At 49.5% G+C, this 18,940-nt stretch carries 11 protein-coding genes; all 11 read right to left on the bottom strand.

The features are described from left to right. Positions 1-24: 24 nt before the first annotated feature. The 11 genes from U9S71_RS05015 to U9S71_RS04965 all read right to left on the bottom strand — a co-directional run bounded on the left by U9S71_RS05015 (position 25) and on the right by U9S71_RS04965 (position 18,939). Positions 25-1,464 (bottom strand): fasciclin domain-containing protein, encoded by a 1,440-nt coding sequence (locus tag U9S71_RS05015; protein ID WP_326325736.1) that lies wholly within the window; start codon positions 1,462-1,464, stop codon positions 25-27. Positions 1,465-1,475: 11 nt separating this feature from the next. Continuing rightward, complete coding sequence (locus U9S71_RS05010; protein ID WP_326325735.1) at positions 1,476-3,017, bottom strand: RagB/SusD family nutrient uptake outer membrane protein; 1,542 nt, start codon at positions 3,015-3,017, stop codon at positions 1,476-1,478. 17 nt (positions 3,018-3,034) lie between these two features. Then, positions 3,035-6,262 (bottom strand): SusC/RagA family TonB-linked outer membrane protein, encoded by a 3,228-nt coding sequence (locus tag U9S71_RS05005; protein WP_326325733.1) that lies wholly within the window; start codon positions 6,260-6,262, stop codon positions 3,035-3,037. A 15-nt stretch (positions 6,263-6,277) separates the two neighbouring features. Further along, positions 6,278-8,221, bottom strand: coding sequence for a fasciclin domain-containing protein (locus tag U9S71_RS05000; RefSeq protein WP_326325732.1), 1,944 nt, complete (start codon positions 8,219-8,221; stop codon positions 6,278-6,280). 23 nt (positions 8,222-8,244) lie between these two features. Next, a complete protein-coding gene (locus U9S71_RS04995; RefSeq protein WP_326325730.1) occupies positions 8,245-9,906 on the bottom strand; it encodes a sialidase family protein in 1,662 nt (553 codons plus the stop codon). Between the two features lie 26 nt (positions 9,907-9,932). Continuing rightward, a complete protein-coding gene (locus U9S71_RS04990) occupies positions 9,933-11,444 on the bottom strand; it encodes a LamG-like jellyroll fold domain-containing protein (protein WP_326325729.1) in 1,512 nt (503 codons plus the stop codon). 292 nt (positions 11,445-11,736) lie between these two features. Beyond that, complete coding sequence (locus U9S71_RS04985) at positions 11,737-12,882, bottom strand: sialidase family protein (protein WP_326325728.1); 1,146 nt, start codon at positions 12,880-12,882, stop codon at positions 11,737-11,739. A gap of 30 nt (positions 12,883-12,912) precedes the next feature. Continuing rightward, positions 12,913-14,190 carry a glycoside hydrolase family protein gene (locus U9S71_RS04980; protein ID WP_326325726.1) on the bottom strand — a complete coding sequence of 426 codons (1,278 nt, stop codon included), beginning with the start codon at positions 14,188-14,190 and terminating at the stop codon, positions 12,913-12,915. Between the two features lie 337 nt (positions 14,191-14,527). After that, entirely contained in the window at positions 14,528-15,736 is a 1,209-nt protein-coding gene (locus U9S71_RS04975) for a sialidase family protein (protein WP_326325725.1), read from the bottom strand. A gap of 5 nt (positions 15,737-15,741) precedes the next feature. After that, on the bottom strand, positions 15,742-17,205 hold the full coding sequence (locus tag U9S71_RS04970; protein ID WP_326325723.1) for a sodium:solute symporter family transporter: 1,464 nt from the start codon (positions 17,203-17,205) through the stop codon (positions 15,742-15,744). A 33-nt stretch (positions 17,206-17,238) separates the two neighbouring features. Further along, a complete protein-coding gene (locus U9S71_RS04965; protein ID WP_326325721.1) occupies positions 17,239-18,939 on the bottom strand; it encodes a GMC family oxidoreductase in 1,701 nt (566 codons plus the stop codon). Between the last annotated feature and the right edge of the window lies 1 nt (position 18,940).

The raw sequence follows: 18,940 nt of genomic DNA, 5'->3' as shown, positions 1-18,940 counted from the left end.
TACCATTTCTATGTATTAGGTTCTTCAATCAGTTATCGGTATCAGTTCCACCATGTCCATCAACAGGTCACAGCAATAATTGGGATTCGAGTTGGAACCAAACCCGGCAAACGCAAAATACAGCGTCACGTCTCCCCGCTCTGCGACATCGATGTCGCCACCGTAGTTGTACACCAGGTAATCCCATTCTTCGAATGTGCCATCTGCCTTACTCATCACAATGTTTTCTCTCACAATCTGATCATTGTAAATGGTAAGGTATCGTCCACGGGTACCACCACCTCGATGCATAACCCGGATCCGGTATTGACCCATGGGCACATCTGGAATCGTCATCCAAAAGTGATCGCCCACCTGTGTGGCGTCAAACTGCGTAATGCGAAACTCCCGGTTCTGGTGATAACTCCGCGTTCCCGTATTCAGAAGGATGCGCGCGGGAGCCTGCGCAAAGACATTCTGTGCACCAAACGGGCTACCCGGCGGATAGAGGTTGAATCGGATCGTCGTTGGGCGGGATTCCACAATTTCCAATAACGTGTCCAGCGTATGGTAAACGCCATTAGCGCTGATCTTATCGATTCCGAACTCACGCGATTGATTAAAGGGGAAGGTGTCGTTGACATAATATTGCCCCATGCCGTCATCGTGAAAATTCAGTGATTCATTGGGATATAGGGAATAAAACCGTTGGGCAGTCAGCAAATTGAGAAAATAACCCGAGTCGGGAACGATGTGGTATTTCAACCAATCGTCGACGTTATCAATAGCTTCCAATGAAAAATCACTGCGCTGCAGGGCGTCATCGCTTTCAATGAACAGAGTTATTGTGCTGTCGCGCAAATAGTTGCCGTAGCCGTGTTCTTCCAGCAACCCCAACATGATATCGTATTTCCCCGAGGCTTCGAGCGCATCGTAGATGCTTTTCGTAGGCGGGCTCAGCACATCGTCAATCACGTTGAGGTACCCATTCGCCATCTCGATGTTGTATTCGACAATCGTGGCGGCATTATTCAGACGAATAGCTGCGTACGAGTCGCTAATGTCGGCCAGGATGTATTTTTCACGGTACGCCGTTGAATAAGGCAATGGTCCGTGGACGAATTCGTTGGTGTTAACCTTCAGATCCAACAAGTGATACCTAAAATAATCCATCCAGAACTCAGGCGATGCATCAGCGATACCATTGATGGTTGTGCCATCCTCCGATAGGTTAACGAATAGCCGCTGGAAAGCTTCGTCGTTGGGCACAAAGGCTGTATAAGTACCAGCCGTTTTCAGCAGGTTGCGTTGGCCGATGTAATCGACCAATTCCCGATAAATGGATAGATCGTCGCGGCTATCGATGTAATCCATCAACTGGAGTTCATCGGTACTGTCATACCGTGCGCCCGACAGTTCCTTTTCGCACCCTTGCAGACCTATCATTACGCCCACGAGCCAAAAAAATAAGTTTATACGTTTCATGGTCAGCATCTTTACTTATTCCGGTAAAATGGTTTCTGTTCTAACTGGGGGTTATTTTCCACCTCTGTGCGGTGGTACGGCAAGAACCAGCTTTCTTGGTCCAGCAACCGCGCACGGATGACTTGAAACGACTTCCCCAGCGAATTGTTTGTTGCCGCTTTTTCAATCAGGACATTTTCATAACCCGGTCTGCGGCCTATCCGCACGGCGGCAAACCATTCTTTGCCTTCGAAGCCGAGTTCAAATTCCCGTTCCATAAGCAGCCGGGCCATAAACTCCGGTCCCTCCCCACTTTCCCCCGGTGTCAAGAGCGGAATATTGCAGTGCTCGCGCACGATGTTGATCATCTGTTCTGCCTCCGCATATTGATTCATCATGGCATACGCTTCGGCCTTCATAAACAACACATCGCGGTATCGGTAAAAAATATAGTTTGCCGTCCGGTCATTCGCTGCACGGTACGAACGCTGGTAAGGCGCCGCCCCTAAAAATTTGTACACCTCTAACGCCGAGCCGAATCCATTGGAGACTGTTCCGTTGGAAGTCATGGCATACGATTTTAAGCGGATCGTATCCGACGTCTCATACTCCGGCAGCACAGGGGGGTACAACAGTTCCTGCGAGTTGAGCTGCACGTTAGTGGCATTGGCGAGGTACTTCTCTCCATTAGAATTGGCTCTTGAAAAAGACGCAAACCAATTATATAACGGAGAGCCGGGCCCTAATTGTCCGTATTGGTACTCAAAGATACTCTCGGGGGAATTGCCAGGGTTGAAAATCGTGTACCAAGACAGCGGGTCCACCAATGACGATGCATATTGTGCATCCAGCTCCTGGCAAAGGTCCAAACATCCCTCATAGTCGTTTCGCCACAGTTTCACGTCGGCCCACAATGCCCTAACTGCATTTTTCGTGATCCGCCCATAACGGTGGGCGACGTCATCAAAAGTCGTTGGCGCATCGCGGAGTGCACGCTCCAAATCCGCTTCCAGAAAATCCAGCACTTCAGCTTCGGGAGATACCGTTAAGTCGAACTGCTGATTATCGGACTCGTAAGGTTCGTCGAGTATCGGCACATCTTTAAATGCCCGCACCAGGTAGAAATAGTTCAATGCGCGGAGCGCATACGCTTCGCCCATCATGGTGCGCAGTTCTTCCGGACGGAGGGTGATGTCATTGTCTACGGCAGCCGGTGCGTTCTTGATAAACGAATTGATGATGGCAATGGACCGATACACCGAACTCCAAGAGAGCAGCCCATTGTTCGGGTAAATATCATGCTGCATAAATTGCCCATAGGAACCGGTGTACGAATCGCCCGATCCGGGGGCATATAAGCTGGAGCGCACATCTCCCCACACGTGGTAGGCGTTCAACGCGCTGTGCATAGAGGAATACATACCCATCAATGAAGCGTGTACCTGATCCCGGTTTTGCCAGAACTCATCGTGCACAAGGTTGTCGGGCACATCCACTTCCAGGATGCTATCGCAGGAAACTGCGAACATCAGGCATAGGCCGAGTATGCTGTATTTTAGATTCGATATCATCATCTTTCAAGTACTTTCAGTTAAAATGTTGCCCGCAGCCCTAATGTATATTGTCTCGCTGGAGCGGTGGTCGCGTTGTCCACACCAAACAGAAAGACGCTACCCGTGATGGGCACCTCGGGGTCTAATCCCACATAGTCCGTCCACGTATACAGGTTGTACCCTGTGGCAAAAACACTGAGCTGCCGGATCCCCAATCCTAAGCGACTAGTAAATTCCCTACCCGCATTATAGGTGAGGGAAACCGTTTTAAGGCGCAGATACGAGCCATCCTCCACCCAGCGTGAAGACGCCACCCGGTTCCAGGCCCCGTCCGGTTGCGCACGTGGAATGTCGGCAATATCGCCCTGCCTGCGCCAGCGCCCCATGATGGATCGCGATTGGTTATGCGAGTAAGCCATCTGTTCCATTTGTATGCGGGTGCCGTTGATCACGTCGTTGCCATATTGGTATTGGAAATTGACGGTGAGCACCCATTTCCGGTAATTCATCGTATTGTTCCAGCCACCAAAAAACAGCGGATTGGCATCACCAATCTGGACACGGTCGAGCTCATTGATAATGCCATCTCCGTTGACATCATCAAAGATCATATCTCCGCCCTTGAACCGATGCCCGGTATTCGAGCCGTAGCGCAAGTATTTTGGCATGATTCCATCGGCTTCATAGATGATGTCTCCATCCGGTCCGCGCAGAATCGCTGCTTCATCCGTCGGAAACACACCCAAGGCGCGATAGGCGTAAAAACCTCCAATGACATCGCCTTCCTGAAGTTTCGACGTAAAGCCGTTTCGTGTCGCCGAAAAAGCTTCTTCATTAAATTGGTCCGGCAGGTGCAACAACTCGTTACGGTTGGTGGCAATGTTGAAAAAAGACTTCCAGCGGACCCGTGTATCGCTGCCTTTGAGCAGCACCGCTGTTATCCCCAATTCCCATCCGCTATTACGCACCGTTCCGAAGTTGGTATATTGCGTTTCATACCCCAGGGTGGTCGACAGCCGTTCCTGCAAGAGCAAATCATTGGTTGTGCGGGAATAAAAATCCAACTGCCCCGATAGGCGGTCGTCAAACAAGCTCCAGTCCAGCCCTAGATTGTATTCCGTGGTGCGTTCTTCGCGGATGTTGTCATTGGCAAACTTAGACGGGGTAATATAGTTTTCTCCCATATACCCGATATGAGAGCCGTAGGCAATGTCATACAGGTTCAAGACGTTGGGCAGGTTACCCGTAATGCCGAATGCAAAGCGGGGTTTGATGGCGTTGGCCCAGTCCGCCCCTTCCATAAATGACTCGTTGGTCATCTCCCACGCGCCGCCGATTGCCGGAAAAACAGAATACGGATTATCGTTGCCATACCTTGAATCCCCTTCGGTTTTACCTGTTACGGTGAGGAAATACCTATCCAGCAATGCATAATGCCCTTGTATAAACATCCCAAGGTATTTCCGGGTAGCGTAAGAGCCGGTCGCTCCGGTAATCACAGCCGAGGCATCCGATGCCCTGAGCTGCGGCGATCCGCCGTTGAAATAAGACACCGCCATCGAATTGTCGCGGTCTAAATTGAAGTTAAGCACGCCGGTGAACGTCAGCCGGTGCTTCTCCTGCTGAATGGCCGACCAGACCACCCGGTTGTTATTATTAATCATCAGCTGGTAGCCTTCGGTTTGCCTGCCAGCGTTGTATAAGACCTCACCCGGCAGCGCATCGGTTGCATAACCCGGGAGGAAATACTCATCGGCAGACTCCCGGAAATCCGCTGCGAGCTGGGTTCGGAACTCCAGGTTGTCAAGTATCTTGTAATCAACGGCCGTAGACGCCATAAAGCGGTTTGCCCGACTCAGGTAAGTCGAATAATCAATAACAGCCAAGGGATTGTACCGGGAATGGCTGGATACGCCCGCATTCCGGTCCATAAAATAATTCAACCCGTTACGCGAATAAATCGGGAAGTATGCGGGGGTTTCTCGCGCGAACAAAATGGGATTGATCGACTGCGATCCATTGCTCAGCGGATGATTCTGCCCTCGCTTATCGGTGAGGGAATTCGTATAGGTTAGGTCGGCAGATACCCTTAATTTGTCAGAGACGGTGTAGTTAAGATTGAAACGCGTGTTAAACCGATCGTATCCCGTACCCTTCGTGGTACCGTACTGGTTCGTATAACCCAAGCCCCAATAATAGTTGATCCGTTCCCCCCCGCCGCTTAGCGAGGTATTATACTGTTGGTATGCTCCCTTACGGTTGATGGCCTTCACCCAATCCGTATTGTTGTTAAACATCCAGGCGTCGTCGCGGGTCAGGTCGCCTCGGAGCTGCGGGTGTGCCGTGCCATCATCGGCTCCGCCTGTCCAACGTTCCAAATAGTAAATCCGTTGCTCATCTCCCGACAGCATGGGGATTGTCCCTGGCACTTCCGTCATGGTAAACCGCGAGTTGAAGGTAAACCGCGGCTTCCCCCGTTTACCCCGCTTTGTCCTGATGACGATTACCCCATTGGCCCCGCGAGATCCATAGAGCGCAGTAGCTGATGCATCTTTGAGGATGTCGATGGATTCAATATCCGATGGGTCGAGATCACCGATGGGGCTGAACCCGAAATCGGAAATGCTTTCCACCTGATAGTTGCTGCCAATTACCTCGGAGCCGTCCACAATCCAGAGCGGATCATTGACGCCCGACAGGCTCGAAATCCCCCGGATACGGATTGATGCAGCTGCACCCGGGTCGCCACTTGCAGCCACAACCTGCAATCCGGGCGCCATTCCCTGCAACAATTGGTCTACCGACGCTACCGGCATATTCTCCACGCCGGTCAGGTCGACCGAGGCGACGGCACTTGACAGCTCCCTTCGGTCGATGGTGAGGAAGCCCAGATCGGCCGATGCATCACGTTGCCCGACGACCTCCACCTCATCTAACTGTTGATTATCCGACACCAATACCACTTCAAAAGCCTGGTTTTCTCCCGCCTGCAAGCGAAACTCTTTCGGTTGATAGCCGACATTCGAAAACCGGATTTTAACGGCATCGGGATGACGTTTAATTTCAAATATACCTGTACTATTGGTTTTCCCTCCCCTAAGTATCAGGTTGTTGGCATTCACCAAGGTCACCGAAACATCGGGTAGTGGCGCATTCATGCCTTCGGCATACACCCGCCCGCTGAGCACCTCCTGGGCAAATGCCCCATTCAGTAAGCCCGTCAGTAACGTAGCCAAAACGATTAGTTTCTTATGGATTCTCTTCATAGTATAATCAAAGGTTTAGAACAATTGGTTAATTTTATGCAATACACCATTCGCTCCCTGCGTGTTGTCCGTCCCCACCGGAATGGACTTTCCGCTGGCATCGCTGATGTTAAACGTTTCCCATGCCCCGCTAATCCGTATGGGTTCATCGTTCCGGTTGGCAAGTTGCCCGGTGAAGACCCCGTCTGAAAAAATATATCTGTTTTGAATGATATAACGGTTGACCCACTGAATCAACGCGGTTTCCGACATTCCTTCCAAGTCTACCCCTGACGCATCAATAGCCATATCAGTCGGTGCAAAGAGGGTATAGGTAAAGAAGCCCGTCAGTTGCAACTCCGCAGCGAGGTTGCCAGCGCGGGCTACCGCCGCTGTAAACTGAGAAAGGTCCGGGTCGGCCAATAGTCTGGCATAGATTGTCTGCTCCACATCCAACCGATCCATCGGCGTCAGGAACCCGTCAATTTCATATATGGTACCATTGGTCCGCTCCCAGACAGGGTCGCTAGTCAGTAAGGCCACCGAGTGGCCGGTGTAGTCGTAGAATCGGCCATCGTCATATAAGACATAGCCGAAGTCTGTTGGATAAAACCTTTTGCGAAAACCGCCATCTTCCCGCACATCGATATTCAGCATCCCCGTCCGGCAAGTTTGATAACGATATTCACGGTCTTCCGGCAGCATATCCGATGCCAACGGGAATCCCCACACCTCATCAGACTGAACGAGCAGCGTTTTCTTAGGGTGTTGGAACGACAACCCATTGGTTAATCCAGCATTCAAATTCGTGTGATCAAACATCCAATACCATTGGCTGTACCGCTTATGTTTCATATAAATGCCCCCTTCCACGCTGTGCATTTGGGGCGATTCGATAAGTACGTCGGTCTTATAAATCACACTGTTGCTCGCCAATACCGATCCCGAAATAACATTGGCAATATCGGGCATGAGGTACACATAAGCCCTTCCCTCTCGTAGTCCGCCATCTTCCTTGCTTACCAGGTCGCTCTTATAGTATAAATTAGGGATCTGTGATGCCCGGATCAGGGACTCCATTACGTGTTTCGGCACAGAATCGATGGTATTGTCCAAATCGGGCAGGTAAGGCTCAAAGTAGGTCATGATCGCCTCATTTGTCGGCACCAGCAGGGTAGATTGCAGGTTTTCATCTGCGAGGTTTCGGCCCACACTATAGGTTTTATATAGGGTCGTATCTACCCATCCGAATTCGTCCTTTTCGCCCAACACGAATGCCGCATGGTTCTCCTGCCAACTGCTGAACAGCGTCGTCTCCGGATCATTGGCCAACGCGATATCCGTCCGAGGAAGTACACTCAGTGGCGTTTCCAACACATGGATTACGCCGTTGCTGGCTCCAATATCGCGATCCGTATCCGAGATACGAGCGTTCTCTACCTTAAACCCGTCGGCGCTTTCGCCAAAGAAGCTTTCGTAGTCCGCAGCCTGGGTATCGAAAAAATACGGCGTAAAGAATCGGACGGGCTTTCCGGGAATGTTACCCTCCCCCCGGGAGCGATACTGGGTCGCCCGGCTCCGGCCGATTGCCGTCGTAGCGTTCGTATACCGTTGCTCGATATCATATTGATAATACATACCGTTGATGAAATGGTAGTTGACAAACTTCCGCAACTCCTCCTCCGGCACCGCCTCAATAGACGCATAATCCAGCGCATTGAAATAGGCAGATACGTGTTCATCCAACGGTGCCAAGCAGGTATAAATAGCCGCTTCCCCCAATGTGCTCCGCAGGTCCAGCCGGTCTATAATTCCGACAAAACTGGAAAACCGCCCGTCTTCTTCGAGTACTTCAATGATGTTCTTGTCGAGCGAACTTTCCGGGTTGTAGTAATCCTGGATATTCTTCGAACACCCCCATAGGATCGCACAAACCAATGTGCTGAAAAAAATGCCATACAAGCGTTGAAATGTTATCATAATTTCGTTTTATAAAGCCACAATCATTGCATATAAGCCCGGATATCAATCCGTTGAAAAACCATGTCTGCCTGACTGCTCTCGTAGAGAATACCGACGTGATGTCCGTCAACGGTTGTCAAGCATGAATACCCCCTGCTACGGCCTTCATCCAGCAATATCCATAGGTTTTCCGGCCAGGTATTCCCATCATCGTGACTGATTTTGACGGTCATATCCTGCCTAAATTCCTTGTCGTTCGGATTCGAAAATAGCAGCATGGATCGGTTTTGATTTCTTTCACCATAAGGATACATATACAGGCTCGCCATGCATACCGGTTCGGGGAGTGCATTGAAAGACGAAGGATGTTCCGTCCAGGAATTACCCATATCATCGGTCACCGCTACCGCCCGTCCGTTGTCATTGCCGAGCCTGCCTCTGTTCCGACCCGATCGCATATTGAGCATCAACCGGTTGTCGTTCAGCTGGGCTACTGCACATTCGGTAGTACCCGAATAAGCCGGATTGCTGGTTGTCCACGTACGACCGCCATCTTTACTGTAGGTAATGTTCGAAAACGACCGGCCGTTCTCGTCCCTCCCCTGGGTAGGAAATACAAGTGTACCGTCGGTCATCGTAATACCATTTCCCGGGGCCGGGGCCCATAACCACCAAGCCTCCTTTTTGCACATCCGGGTCAAATTTACCGGCTCACTCCAGGTTTTTCCGTCGTCCGTACTTTTCACCACAAGGAACTGTGCGGTTTGCCGTTCGCCAAATCCCGGTTGGGAAGCCTTGTTGCGCCATTGATGGTTCCAATCGTCGCTATTTTCGGTGAGTCCTTCCACCCATTCTCCTTCCTCATTGATCACGCCGTGCATCCATAAGCCGGCGATGAAAATAGCGTCCGAGTTCTTATCTACCAGGATACACGCATCAGATACGCCATTGAATTTCTGTGGCAGTCCGCCCCACTCGCCCATATCCATGGTAATCTGCAGGGGTTGCCACGTCTGTCCGTTGTCGGTGCTTCGGTGCAACCCGATATCCATGTGCCCCTGCAAATCTCTTCCGCTCTCGCGCCGAGCGTCGAATATGGCTAGAAGGGTTCCGTTGTTGGTTGTCGCTAGGCCCGGTATCCGTGAGGTGTGCACGTCATCCTGCCAGTGCTTCCGCACAGCAATGCCGACACGCTGCGGCGCGGGCCGTTCGGCGGCATTTACCGGAACAGCACTACCGCTGATATCCATGCCCACACAGCTAGCAGACACCAAGTGATCCAAATCAGTATCACCAGCCAATTCGTAGGATACCCAGAAATAATTGTCGCCCGGCTTCAACGACTGCTTTCCGGTGATGCGAATCTCCTCGCCAACCGCTGTCGACTGGCCGAAAAGTGGCTTTTTCACGCTTTTCATCCCCCCCGCGCCCGCATCACCCCCATAATAGTACACCCGGACCGCCCTGATGTCACCTACCGCGGTCGTCCCGTCAGTTGACAACCGGATAGCCTCCAGCTCAGCATCCGATGCCGTTAGCGGTGCTTTTACGTTAATCCGCAGCACGGGATTATTCGTTTTATTGATCAAAATGGGTACCTGATTGGCATGTTGCACCACCGATAGTTCATTATCGACCACCGCCAAGGCAGGAGCGGTTATTGCAACCAATCCGAACACCAACAAATTAAAAAGACATTTCATAGCCGTTATTTTTCCGTACATGCATTTTATTCCAGCTCAAACAATTCACTAACCTCCTGCGCGCTGAATGCGCGGCCGTATATTAAAAAGTCATCCAACAGACCATTAAAGTAATTGGTGTAAGATCCGCCACCTCCCGTCTCTTGCGCCCCAATCTTAAAGGGCTGGCTACTTGATACGTCTTTCGCCGCGGATGCGGTTCCTTCCCGAACCAAGGCGCCGTCAATGTAAACCCGAGAGACCCTGCCTTCGCGTACACACACCACGTGGTGCCACTCCCCATCAGATACCCCGTCACGGATATTCAGAATGGTACCTCCGGTTCCGTCTTCCACACAGAATCGCATTTTACGGTCCGTTGTGTTATCACCCAGGCGCAACCATGCCTGGTTATCGCGCCCGCCATTGGCCCCACTTTCATTCCAAACGGTCATCCGGCGCGTATTTGACGTGTTTACCCACAACGACACGGTAAAGTCGCCTGTTCCGAAATTGAATGCGGGGTGATCAGCAACCAAAAGCAGGCTACTGCCATCGAACTGTGCCGCGGTGGCTGCCCCCCTTCGATCGGGGCCCGAGAATACCACATTACCTACCGTCGAAGGATCGATTGCCGACGGGCCAGCGTCGGCCCCGGAGCCATCCATCGGATAGTAAGCAACGAGTCCATCGGCAGGCACCACCAACACGTAACCCTCTGATGTCTTGGTATCCGTACTAATTTGGTCGTAAGTTTCCAGTGTCACCGTATACCTGCCCGGAGTTTGGTACACCACGGTCGGGCTAGCTTCGGTTGAGGTAGCTGGAGTTCCCCCCTCAAACGTCCAATTAAATCCAGAAATCTCCCCGGTACTCGTGCTTTCAAACGTAATGCCGCTCCCCGCTACAACACCGGTACTGCTGGCACTGAAATCAGCCTGTGGCGGGTTAGCGTTCAGCACAGTGAGGTAGTTCTCCTTCACTATGGTGTGCGTTCCACCCGGGTGTGAGACCGTCAGCTTCACCGTATAGTAACCCGGTTCGGTGAATCCGACCTCCGGGTATTGCTCGTTGGCCGTAATTACCGGACCCTCCGCTGCGTAAAACTCCCATGCCCAGGAGACCGGCAAGCCTTCAGAATTATCCGTAAACCGGATTTTTTCGCCTGCCTTCACCACGGTGGTATCTGTAGTGAAATCAGCATTCAAATCTCGGTACCCCACTTCAATGAACTCCGGGACCGAGATAGACGCTACTTTATCGCCGCGCCTCACTTCCAAGGTAACGGGATACAAGCCTACCGTATCGTAGATAACAATCGGGCTGTGTACTATCGCGCTACTCGGACTTCCACCTTCGAAAACCCATTTCCACTGGCTAGGAAGGCCGATTGACATGTCGCGGAATGACACCGTATCGCCAATCTTGACTTGGCGGATATCCGCTTCAAATGCGGCTTCCAAGGGGGGAGCCAGGAGCATCTCATCTTCGGTTGTACAGGAACCGATTAGCTGCATTAAGATGAGGCAGTAGGCAAAGATGGTGTATTTGCTAATCATATTATTTAGGTAATTATATAGGTTCATATCTTGTAAGCTGTCAGCCGTGCAACCGGCGTTTTGTCGTGGTTAGCCGACAAATGACGCTCCGCACACGATTTCTACTAGACAAGTCCAATTACTTCATAAAGGCTATTTAACGATTTACTATTGGTACCTTTACTACATACTATTATGTAGAACATATCGACAAATATAAATGATTTATTTTTATACAACCAAATTATTTTAAAAAAACTGGGAAAATAAATTTTAGAAAGATTAGCACACACTGGAGCGCATCCGGTTTCTACTAAAATCTTGAACGTTTGTGGTAGTCGTTATCAAGTTCAGCCAGTGTGAACCGCGTGCTCACAACCGAATTCTGGTCCGTTCCTTTCTTATACTTTACATAAGTAGTGGCCACGAACGTATCGTCCGGCAACAACTCTAATCCCGGATAGCCACAATCCCAACCCTTGTGGCTATGCAATAGCTTTACGCGGAACTGGCCTTCGTTGCCCTCCAAGATATCGTCATAGGTACCCACCCAGGCTACGAAATGGTTGCGCGTTGGATTATCATGGCCGGTGTCCCGGAATACCACAACCAGGCGCCCATCCGGCGCGTATTTGGCTTTGTGGCGATCGCCATGCAGCGGAGGCGGCAATGGCTTCGTTTCCGACCAAGTTGCCCCTTCGTCATCGCTCGTCATGTATAATGCTACGCGTTCAGTATTTTCACGAATCAGGCAGAGCAGTTGCTTGCCATTAGGCGATCGCACCAGTTCTGGTTCGCAAGGCTTCAATCCCGGCAGGTCAAGTATGACCTCCCACGGGGTCCAAGTGGCACCGCCATCATCAGAATAACTACGCGACAGTACATTCGAACGCTTCTCTACCTGCTCGCCCGGCCGACGAATGTTCGACAGGCCCAGCAGCCGCTTTCCTCCATCTATTGGCATAATTGTGCAAAAAGGCATCACGCTGGGGCCCGTATTATTCGGTGCCATTGGCGACCAAGTTTTCCCCCCGTCGTCAGAATAAGACTGGTACATGTTGCCATTGGGACCCTCACCGGCAAAAACGAACAGGCGATGGTTACCTTGCGGATCAGGAAGCCGGTAAATTGCCGGACAGTTGGAAACCGTTGACCAATTCTGCGGAACATCGAGCAGATCGCTCCAAGTAAGCCCCCCGTCGCAGCTCCGCTTCAGCGGGCCGCACACCCCACCGTGATTGTAGGTCCAGACACTATACATTGTCTTTCCATCCGGTAGCAATACGGTCGTGGGGTGACCTTGGTAAACCTCAGGCGTACCTTGAGCCACGATTACATGTCGTAACGAATCGTTCGATAAATCGAAGGTACGGATACCGTAGTTCTTGGGCGATTGGGCAAAACCAGTATTAACCCCGGTGATTAATAACGAGAAAAAAACAACACATTTTCTAATCATAATTTCAAATCGATTATTTGTAGTTTCCTGTCATTCACGTTCTTTCAAGTATTTCCGGGCGCCTTTCAACCATGTTTCAGGTTCCACCACCCCCTTCGCTTGTGGATTAATGTAGTTCTCCTCATCAACCCTTGGTAGTTCCTCCAGTAAAGCAGGATCCCCTAATTCATGAAAAAGTCGGTCATGTGGATCGAAACGGTTAAACGTATAGATGCCGTTCACCCCTGCCTTCCACGCAATCCGCGCCTCTCCCCGCCAGCGTTCTATTTCCGTTTCCGTTTCAGGGGTCAATGTTTTGGAAATACGTCTTTCGCTGAAAACAGCATATACCGGCACGTTGTATTTCCTACCCAAACCGGCCCAGTTACGCCAGGGCTCCATTTTAAAATAACCAGCACCTGACATGACATCTATGAGTTCTTCCGATAGCCAAGTAATGACATCAAGCCCAATCGCTTTTGAAAAGGCAATGGAATCAGGAATACGTATAGCTATTAATATCGGCTTCCCTCGCTGTTTTGCTACTTCATCACAAATCTCCCGTATATTGTATAAAAGTTGGGTCATTTTACTGCACTCGTCCTGACTAGCGACGCCGCCCATATATTGTGACTCAAAAAATATAGGATGCCTGAAAAAATCGAGCTCTATCCCGTCTATATCGTAACGGGACACAACATCTCTTATCGTGACCAACACTCGGTCCCGCACTTCCTTCAATCCGTAATTTAGCGCAGACCATTTTTGTAGGAAAGGAGATTTTTCTCCCGGTTTCCCCATAAGACATTCCGGATGCTCCCTTTTCCATCTAACCAACTCCCGAAGCTCCTTTGATGCCGCATCATGCGTGTCATTCATTCGCATCGACCAAAACACTTCTTTATGATGTTGACGACAAAACCCAATGATAACATTGAGCGGATCGGTATCCTGCTGGTGCAGGGCTTCAACCCGAAGGTCATCTCTCACCGTTGTTACATCACTTTTGTGTGTATAGCGGTCATTGACACCATCACAATAGAATATCGAATCTACGTGGCTGCCTAGCAAAGGAGAAGTACGCTTATTGAGGAACAATTCGGGCGTTACAATACCATCCACAGGCAGACGCAGGATGTCATTACCATCATTGTTCAGGATAATCCGACGTGTCCGACGCCTTGCTTGCTTTCTCTTACGTAATTGGTCTTTATCAATTGGTCCTTCAGGGACGTCCAATCGGTTATTGGCCGGTGTTGCGTTTAGTCCCATCGGAAAGACTACGCTTCCCAGTGCCGCAACTCCCTTCAGTAAATCACGTCTTTTCATTCGAGGTCATCTTGGTCATTTAGTATCAATTTAATCAGCGGGGCCTCATTATCATGTAGTACATAAAGTCAAATGTAGATTATTAAATCGATATCTACAACTATTTCTTCAGCATTCGTACACACCCAACGCTTCAGTCAGTTCCAATTCCTTCGGCAATGCGTCGCTCGGCTTGAATGCTTTCTTTTTCAAATATTTCCGTATTCGTGATGTTGTAAAATGCATTTTTTTGTGATTATATTGGACTAAACGAAATATATCCGCGGCGGGACAAAAACGCCCTAGCCGATAACGGTCTTTACTCAATCATATTCCTTTATGAATTATCTATAGGTTTTCAATTTAATTCAAATTCCGCAACCCAGATTGAGTTATCCCCTCTACTGAGCCCATGGTAATAAAACATCAAATAACGATTATCTCCTAAAGCCAACAACCAAGTATATCCATAATCCGGCCGCCTATCACCATCAACATCGGGTATTTCCATAAGAAGCTTATCGATCTTAAAATCAAGATCCTTTACTCCGCCCCGCCACAGCCAAACACTTCCGGGAAGGGGTCTTTCAACTGTAATCACCATCAATTCATCTTCCTTTGTAGGGTTTACCATGGCAAAAGGATGCGCCAATCCTTTGGTATGATCATTTTGGGCCACAATATCGGTTAATTCTACCCTCCATGTTTCACCATAATTATCAGAGATTGCCAAATACTGATGGGTAGCACCAACTCCCCGTCCCCTGATAAAAGCGAGCAGGCGGTTACCGGTCCTCACAAGTACCGGCTCCCCTCCGTTAATGTTGGTTACCATTCTCGGCTTACCCCATGATTTGCCATTATCCAGGGAAATGGACTGCCATATACCGGTTTGATAAGGCGCTGCCCCTTTCCGGTAATGACCCATCACCATCAATCGTTGATCAGGTAACTGGACTATCGTTCCGCATACCGACCCGGTCTTGTTGGGCCCCAATGCATCCGTATCTACAGTGTCCCACGACTTACCATCATCTACTGACCGCCAACCGAAGATATGGTTTGACTCGTTCCCCCGAAAACCCATAGCCAATAGTACAATTGCTCCATCTTCTGCTATCCCCATGGCAAGGTTCCCGCTCGCCGTATATTCACGGTCAGAAGAAAAATCTTTTAAAATACGGGGTGCACCGAACGTTTTTCCATCATCATATGAAATGGAAACCGCAGGAGAGTGTCCTCCATGCGTGCCATGGAAATTCCCGGCTAAGTAAGCAAGAAGAATGGTTCCATTGGATGTTCGGATTGCTTTTGGCCACGCCAGATGGGCATGGCCTTCTTCCGCTAATGACGGAACCGCAACACGTACATTTCCGGGAGCCGTAAGTTTTCCGGCCCAGGGTATTAGCGCAGTATCCACATGTAGACAATTGCCGTTATGGGCTAAACTGTCTTCATCCCCGCTTGCGTAACCCACTTTTAAATTAAGCGCAACAACTAAAACAACGGCAATATTCTTCAACGCACGTAAATGTAGAGCGCTGTCGCTTTTCACAATCAACTGCATACCTATTATACTTTGCTCTTTTTCTTCCGCTGATAAACCAACAACGACTGATCGGGTCGGAGTCTTTCCTTCAGCACAAAGCTAACCAAGCTTCCAAGAATATATGTAGTTGTGCCGCCAATGGCGCTATACCACATAAAGGAAACGTCAGTAAGCCCTGCAATCATGGACACTGCCACAAAACCGCCTAAAAACCCAATCAAAGCTCCTTTTGCCCCTGCTTTTCTGTTAATCATCCCCAATAGGAATACACCAACCAATGCCCCGCCAAAAAAATTGATGACCGTGGTGGCGGCTTCCAGTACGTTTCCAAGGTATCCTCCCAAACAGGCAAGCAATGTGGAGAAAAAACCGATAGCCATGGTAACAACCCTGGCTAAGGTAACCGTAGCTTCCTTTTCCTTAAAACGATTGTAAAAATCGGACAGGAAAACCGTTGTCAGGGAATTGAGCACCGAACTGATGGTTGACATGGCCGCAGCAAATAATGCCGCAATTAGAAATCCCCGGACACCAACCGGTAGCTCTTCGATGACGAACCTGATAAAAACTTCGTTGGTTGCAATATCGGCCTGCCCCCGCTGTTCGTAGAAAGCATACAGCACTGATCCCTCAAAAAATATAAGGAAACCCAACAAGGTAGCGAACAGGACTGAGGTAATCAACGCAATGTTGGACTTTCGCAGGGAATTGACCGTCAAGAAACGCTGCATTTCCGATTGGTCAGTTCCGAATTGGGAAATAATCAAAAAGGTCCCTCCGATAATACCGCTCCAGATCGTATATGTATCGGTCAGTTTTGGGGAAAAATTGAAATAATCAAACTTGTTGTGTTCCCTCCCGATATTCATCACTTCAGCAAATCCGCCGTCTACACCGGCCACCCCCACACCTATGATAACAAAGATACCGCCCAACATAATAATCAGCTGGGGCACGTCGGTCCAGATCACTGCTTTCATACCGCCCATCAAGGTATATAAAGTGGTTAACACCCCGGTAAGTAACACGATGAGGATGATGTCAAACCCGGTTAAAACGCTGATGATAATAGCTGGGGCATATATCCCTATGGCTAAGAAACAACATTTAAAAAGAATGAAAAGACCACTACCCAATAACCTTATCGCCAGATTAAACCGCTTTTCGAGATATTCATAGATAGAATAGAGCTTCAGGTTATAAAAAAATGGGAGAACGATGATACAAATAACGGCGATGGCAATGGGTAAAGCTAACCGATATTGCAAAAACGAGAAGTCATGACTAAAACCGAGCCCTACCCCGCCGATATACGATATGGCGCTGGCTACGGTGGCGATACCGGAAAACGCAGCCGCCCACCAGGGAATATTTCCGCTGGCCATAAAGAAATCCTTGAGTGATTTTTGTGATTTACTGAAGAAGCCGGCGAGAGCTAATACGCCTACGAAATAAGTTATGAGAATAATATAATCAATCTTATGCATAATTATTGGTTATGAATTATTTCTGTCATTGCATTAGATGTTCTGCTTTTTTAACTCTTTAACCGCATAATCGCACGCGCGGGCGGTAAGTGCCATATAAGTCAGGGAGGGATTTTGGCAGGCGCTGGAAGTCATGCAGGCCCCGTCAGTGACAAATACATTTTTCACCTCGTGCATTTGATTCCATTGGTTGAGCACGGAGGTCTTGGGGTCTTTCCCCATACGGGCGGTACCCATTTCGTGTATGGCTGCTCCCGGGAAAGTCCTGTCATTATAAGTTGTCACGTTCTTCACACCGCCCACCTCAAGCATTTCAGCAGCATCTTCCATCATGTCTTTGCGCATCTTCATTTCATTTTCCCGGAACTCACAGTCAATTGCCAATACGGGTTGACCCCATTTATCTGTTTTCGTATAATCGATCGATACCTTATTTTCATAGTAGGGCAACGTTTCGCCAAAGCCGTTAAATCCGATCGTCCATTTTCCAGGTTCGGCCAGTGCGGTTTTCAATTCCCGGCCGAATGCAAGCTCGGCAACCGTATTCTGCCACCCCGACCGTGTTGCTCCTCCCTGGTATCCAAAACCGCGCAAGTACGCCCGTTTTTCACCGTTGATGTTCCGAAACCTGGGGATGTATATTCCGGTCGGCCTCCGCCCATACATATATTTATCATCAAAGCCCTCGGCTTCTCCTTTGGCGCCACACCGGAAATGGTGGTCCATCAGGTTGTGCCCCAGATGGCCGCTTTGATTTCCCAGCCCCTCGGGATGCGCCTCCGATTTAGAATTCAACAGAATGAACGTCGTCGCCAATGCTGATGCATTCACAAAGATAATCTTGGCATAGAATTCAATCGTCTCATGCGTTTCTGCATCAATTATTGAAACACCTGTTGCCTTCTGGGTTTCCTTATCGTACAGCATATGAGTCACAATAGAAAACGGGCGAAGCGTAAGCCGTCCGGTAGCCATGGCTGCGGGCAGTGTGGCTGACTGGGTACTGAAATAAGCACCGAAGGGGCATCCCCGGTTACACAGATACCGGTACATACACTGTCCCCTTCCGTTATGGGGCACTGTTAAGTTAGCTACGCGGCCTATGGTCATGACACGGTTTCTTTCATAATGCTGCTCAATCCTTGCCTTTACCGATTTTTCTACACAATTCAGTTCCATCGGTGGCAAAAACTGACCATCGGGTAAATGGGAAAGATTTTCTTGTTGTCCACTGATTCCCGCAAAACGCTCCACATAATCATACCACGGTGCTATGTCCCGATACCGGATCGGCCAGTCCACCCCATAACCATCTTTGAGATTGGCTTCAAAATCCAGGTCGCTCAACCGGTAGCATTGCCTACCCCACATCAAAGACCGCCCACCCACATGGTAACCGCGAAACCAATCAAAACGCTTGATTTCTGTGTAAGGGCATTCTTCATCATTTACCCATAAACTTTCATTATATTCATTATATCCCCTTGCCCTTCGTTGTACGGGATGGGTCCGCTTTTGTTCTTCCGTAATCCGGCCGCGGTAGGTGAACTGCCACGGAGCTTTCAAGGCTGTGTCATAGTCTTTGATATGCTCAATATTTCGACCTCGTTCTAACATCAGCACATTCAACCCCTTCTCCGTAAGTTCCTTGGCGGCCCAGCCGCCACTGATTCCGGTTCCGATTACAATGGCATCATACGTATGTTGCTCTTTTGCTTTTAAATTCAAGTTCATA

Origin of the sequence: Parapedobacter flavus (assembly GCF_035818675.1) — a bacterium.
Lineage (GTDB): Bacteria > Bacteroidota > Bacteroidia > Sphingobacteriales > Sphingobacteriaceae > Parapedobacter > Parapedobacter flavus.
This window is presented reverse-complemented; position numbering and strand designations above follow the sequence as displayed.

Coding starts and splice junctions, on each gene's coding strand:
- U9S71_RS05015 (WP_326325736.1), bottom strand. CDS start 1,464: ATGAAACGTATAAACTTATTTTTTTGGCTCGTGGGCGTAATGATAGGT.
- U9S71_RS05010 (WP_326325735.1), bottom strand. CDS start 3,017: ATGATGATATCGAATCTAAAATACAGCATACTCGGCCTATGCCTGATG.
- U9S71_RS05005 (WP_326325733.1), bottom strand. CDS start 6,262: ATGAAGAGAATCCATAAGAAACTAATCGTTTTGGCTACGTTACTGACG.
- U9S71_RS05000 (WP_326325732.1), bottom strand. CDS start 8,221: ATGATAACATTTCAACGCTTGTATGGCATTTTTTTCAGCACATTGGTT.
- U9S71_RS04995 (WP_326325730.1), bottom strand. CDS start 9,906: ATGAAATGTCTTTTTAATTTGTTGGTGTTCGGATTGGTTGCAATAACC.
- U9S71_RS04990 (WP_326325729.1), bottom strand. CDS start 11,444: ATGATTAGCAAATACACCATCTTTGCCTACTGCCTCATCTTAATGCAG.
- U9S71_RS04985 (WP_326325728.1), bottom strand. CDS start 12,882: ATGATTAGAAAATGTGTTGTTTTTTTCTCGTTATTAATCACCGGGGTT.
- U9S71_RS04980 (WP_326325726.1), bottom strand. CDS start 14,190: ATGAAAAGACGTGATTTACTGAAGGGAGTTGCGGCACTGGGAAGCGTA.
- U9S71_RS04975 (WP_326325725.1), bottom strand. CDS start 15,736: ATGCAGTTGATTGTGAAAAGCGACAGCGCTCTACATTTACGTGCGTTG.
- U9S71_RS04970 (WP_326325723.1), bottom strand. CDS start 17,205: ATGCATAAGATTGATTATATTATTCTCATAACTTATTTCGTAGGCGTA.
- U9S71_RS04965 (WP_326325721.1), bottom strand. CDS start 18,939: ATGAACTTGAATTTAAAAGCAAAAGAGCAACATACGTATGATGCCATT.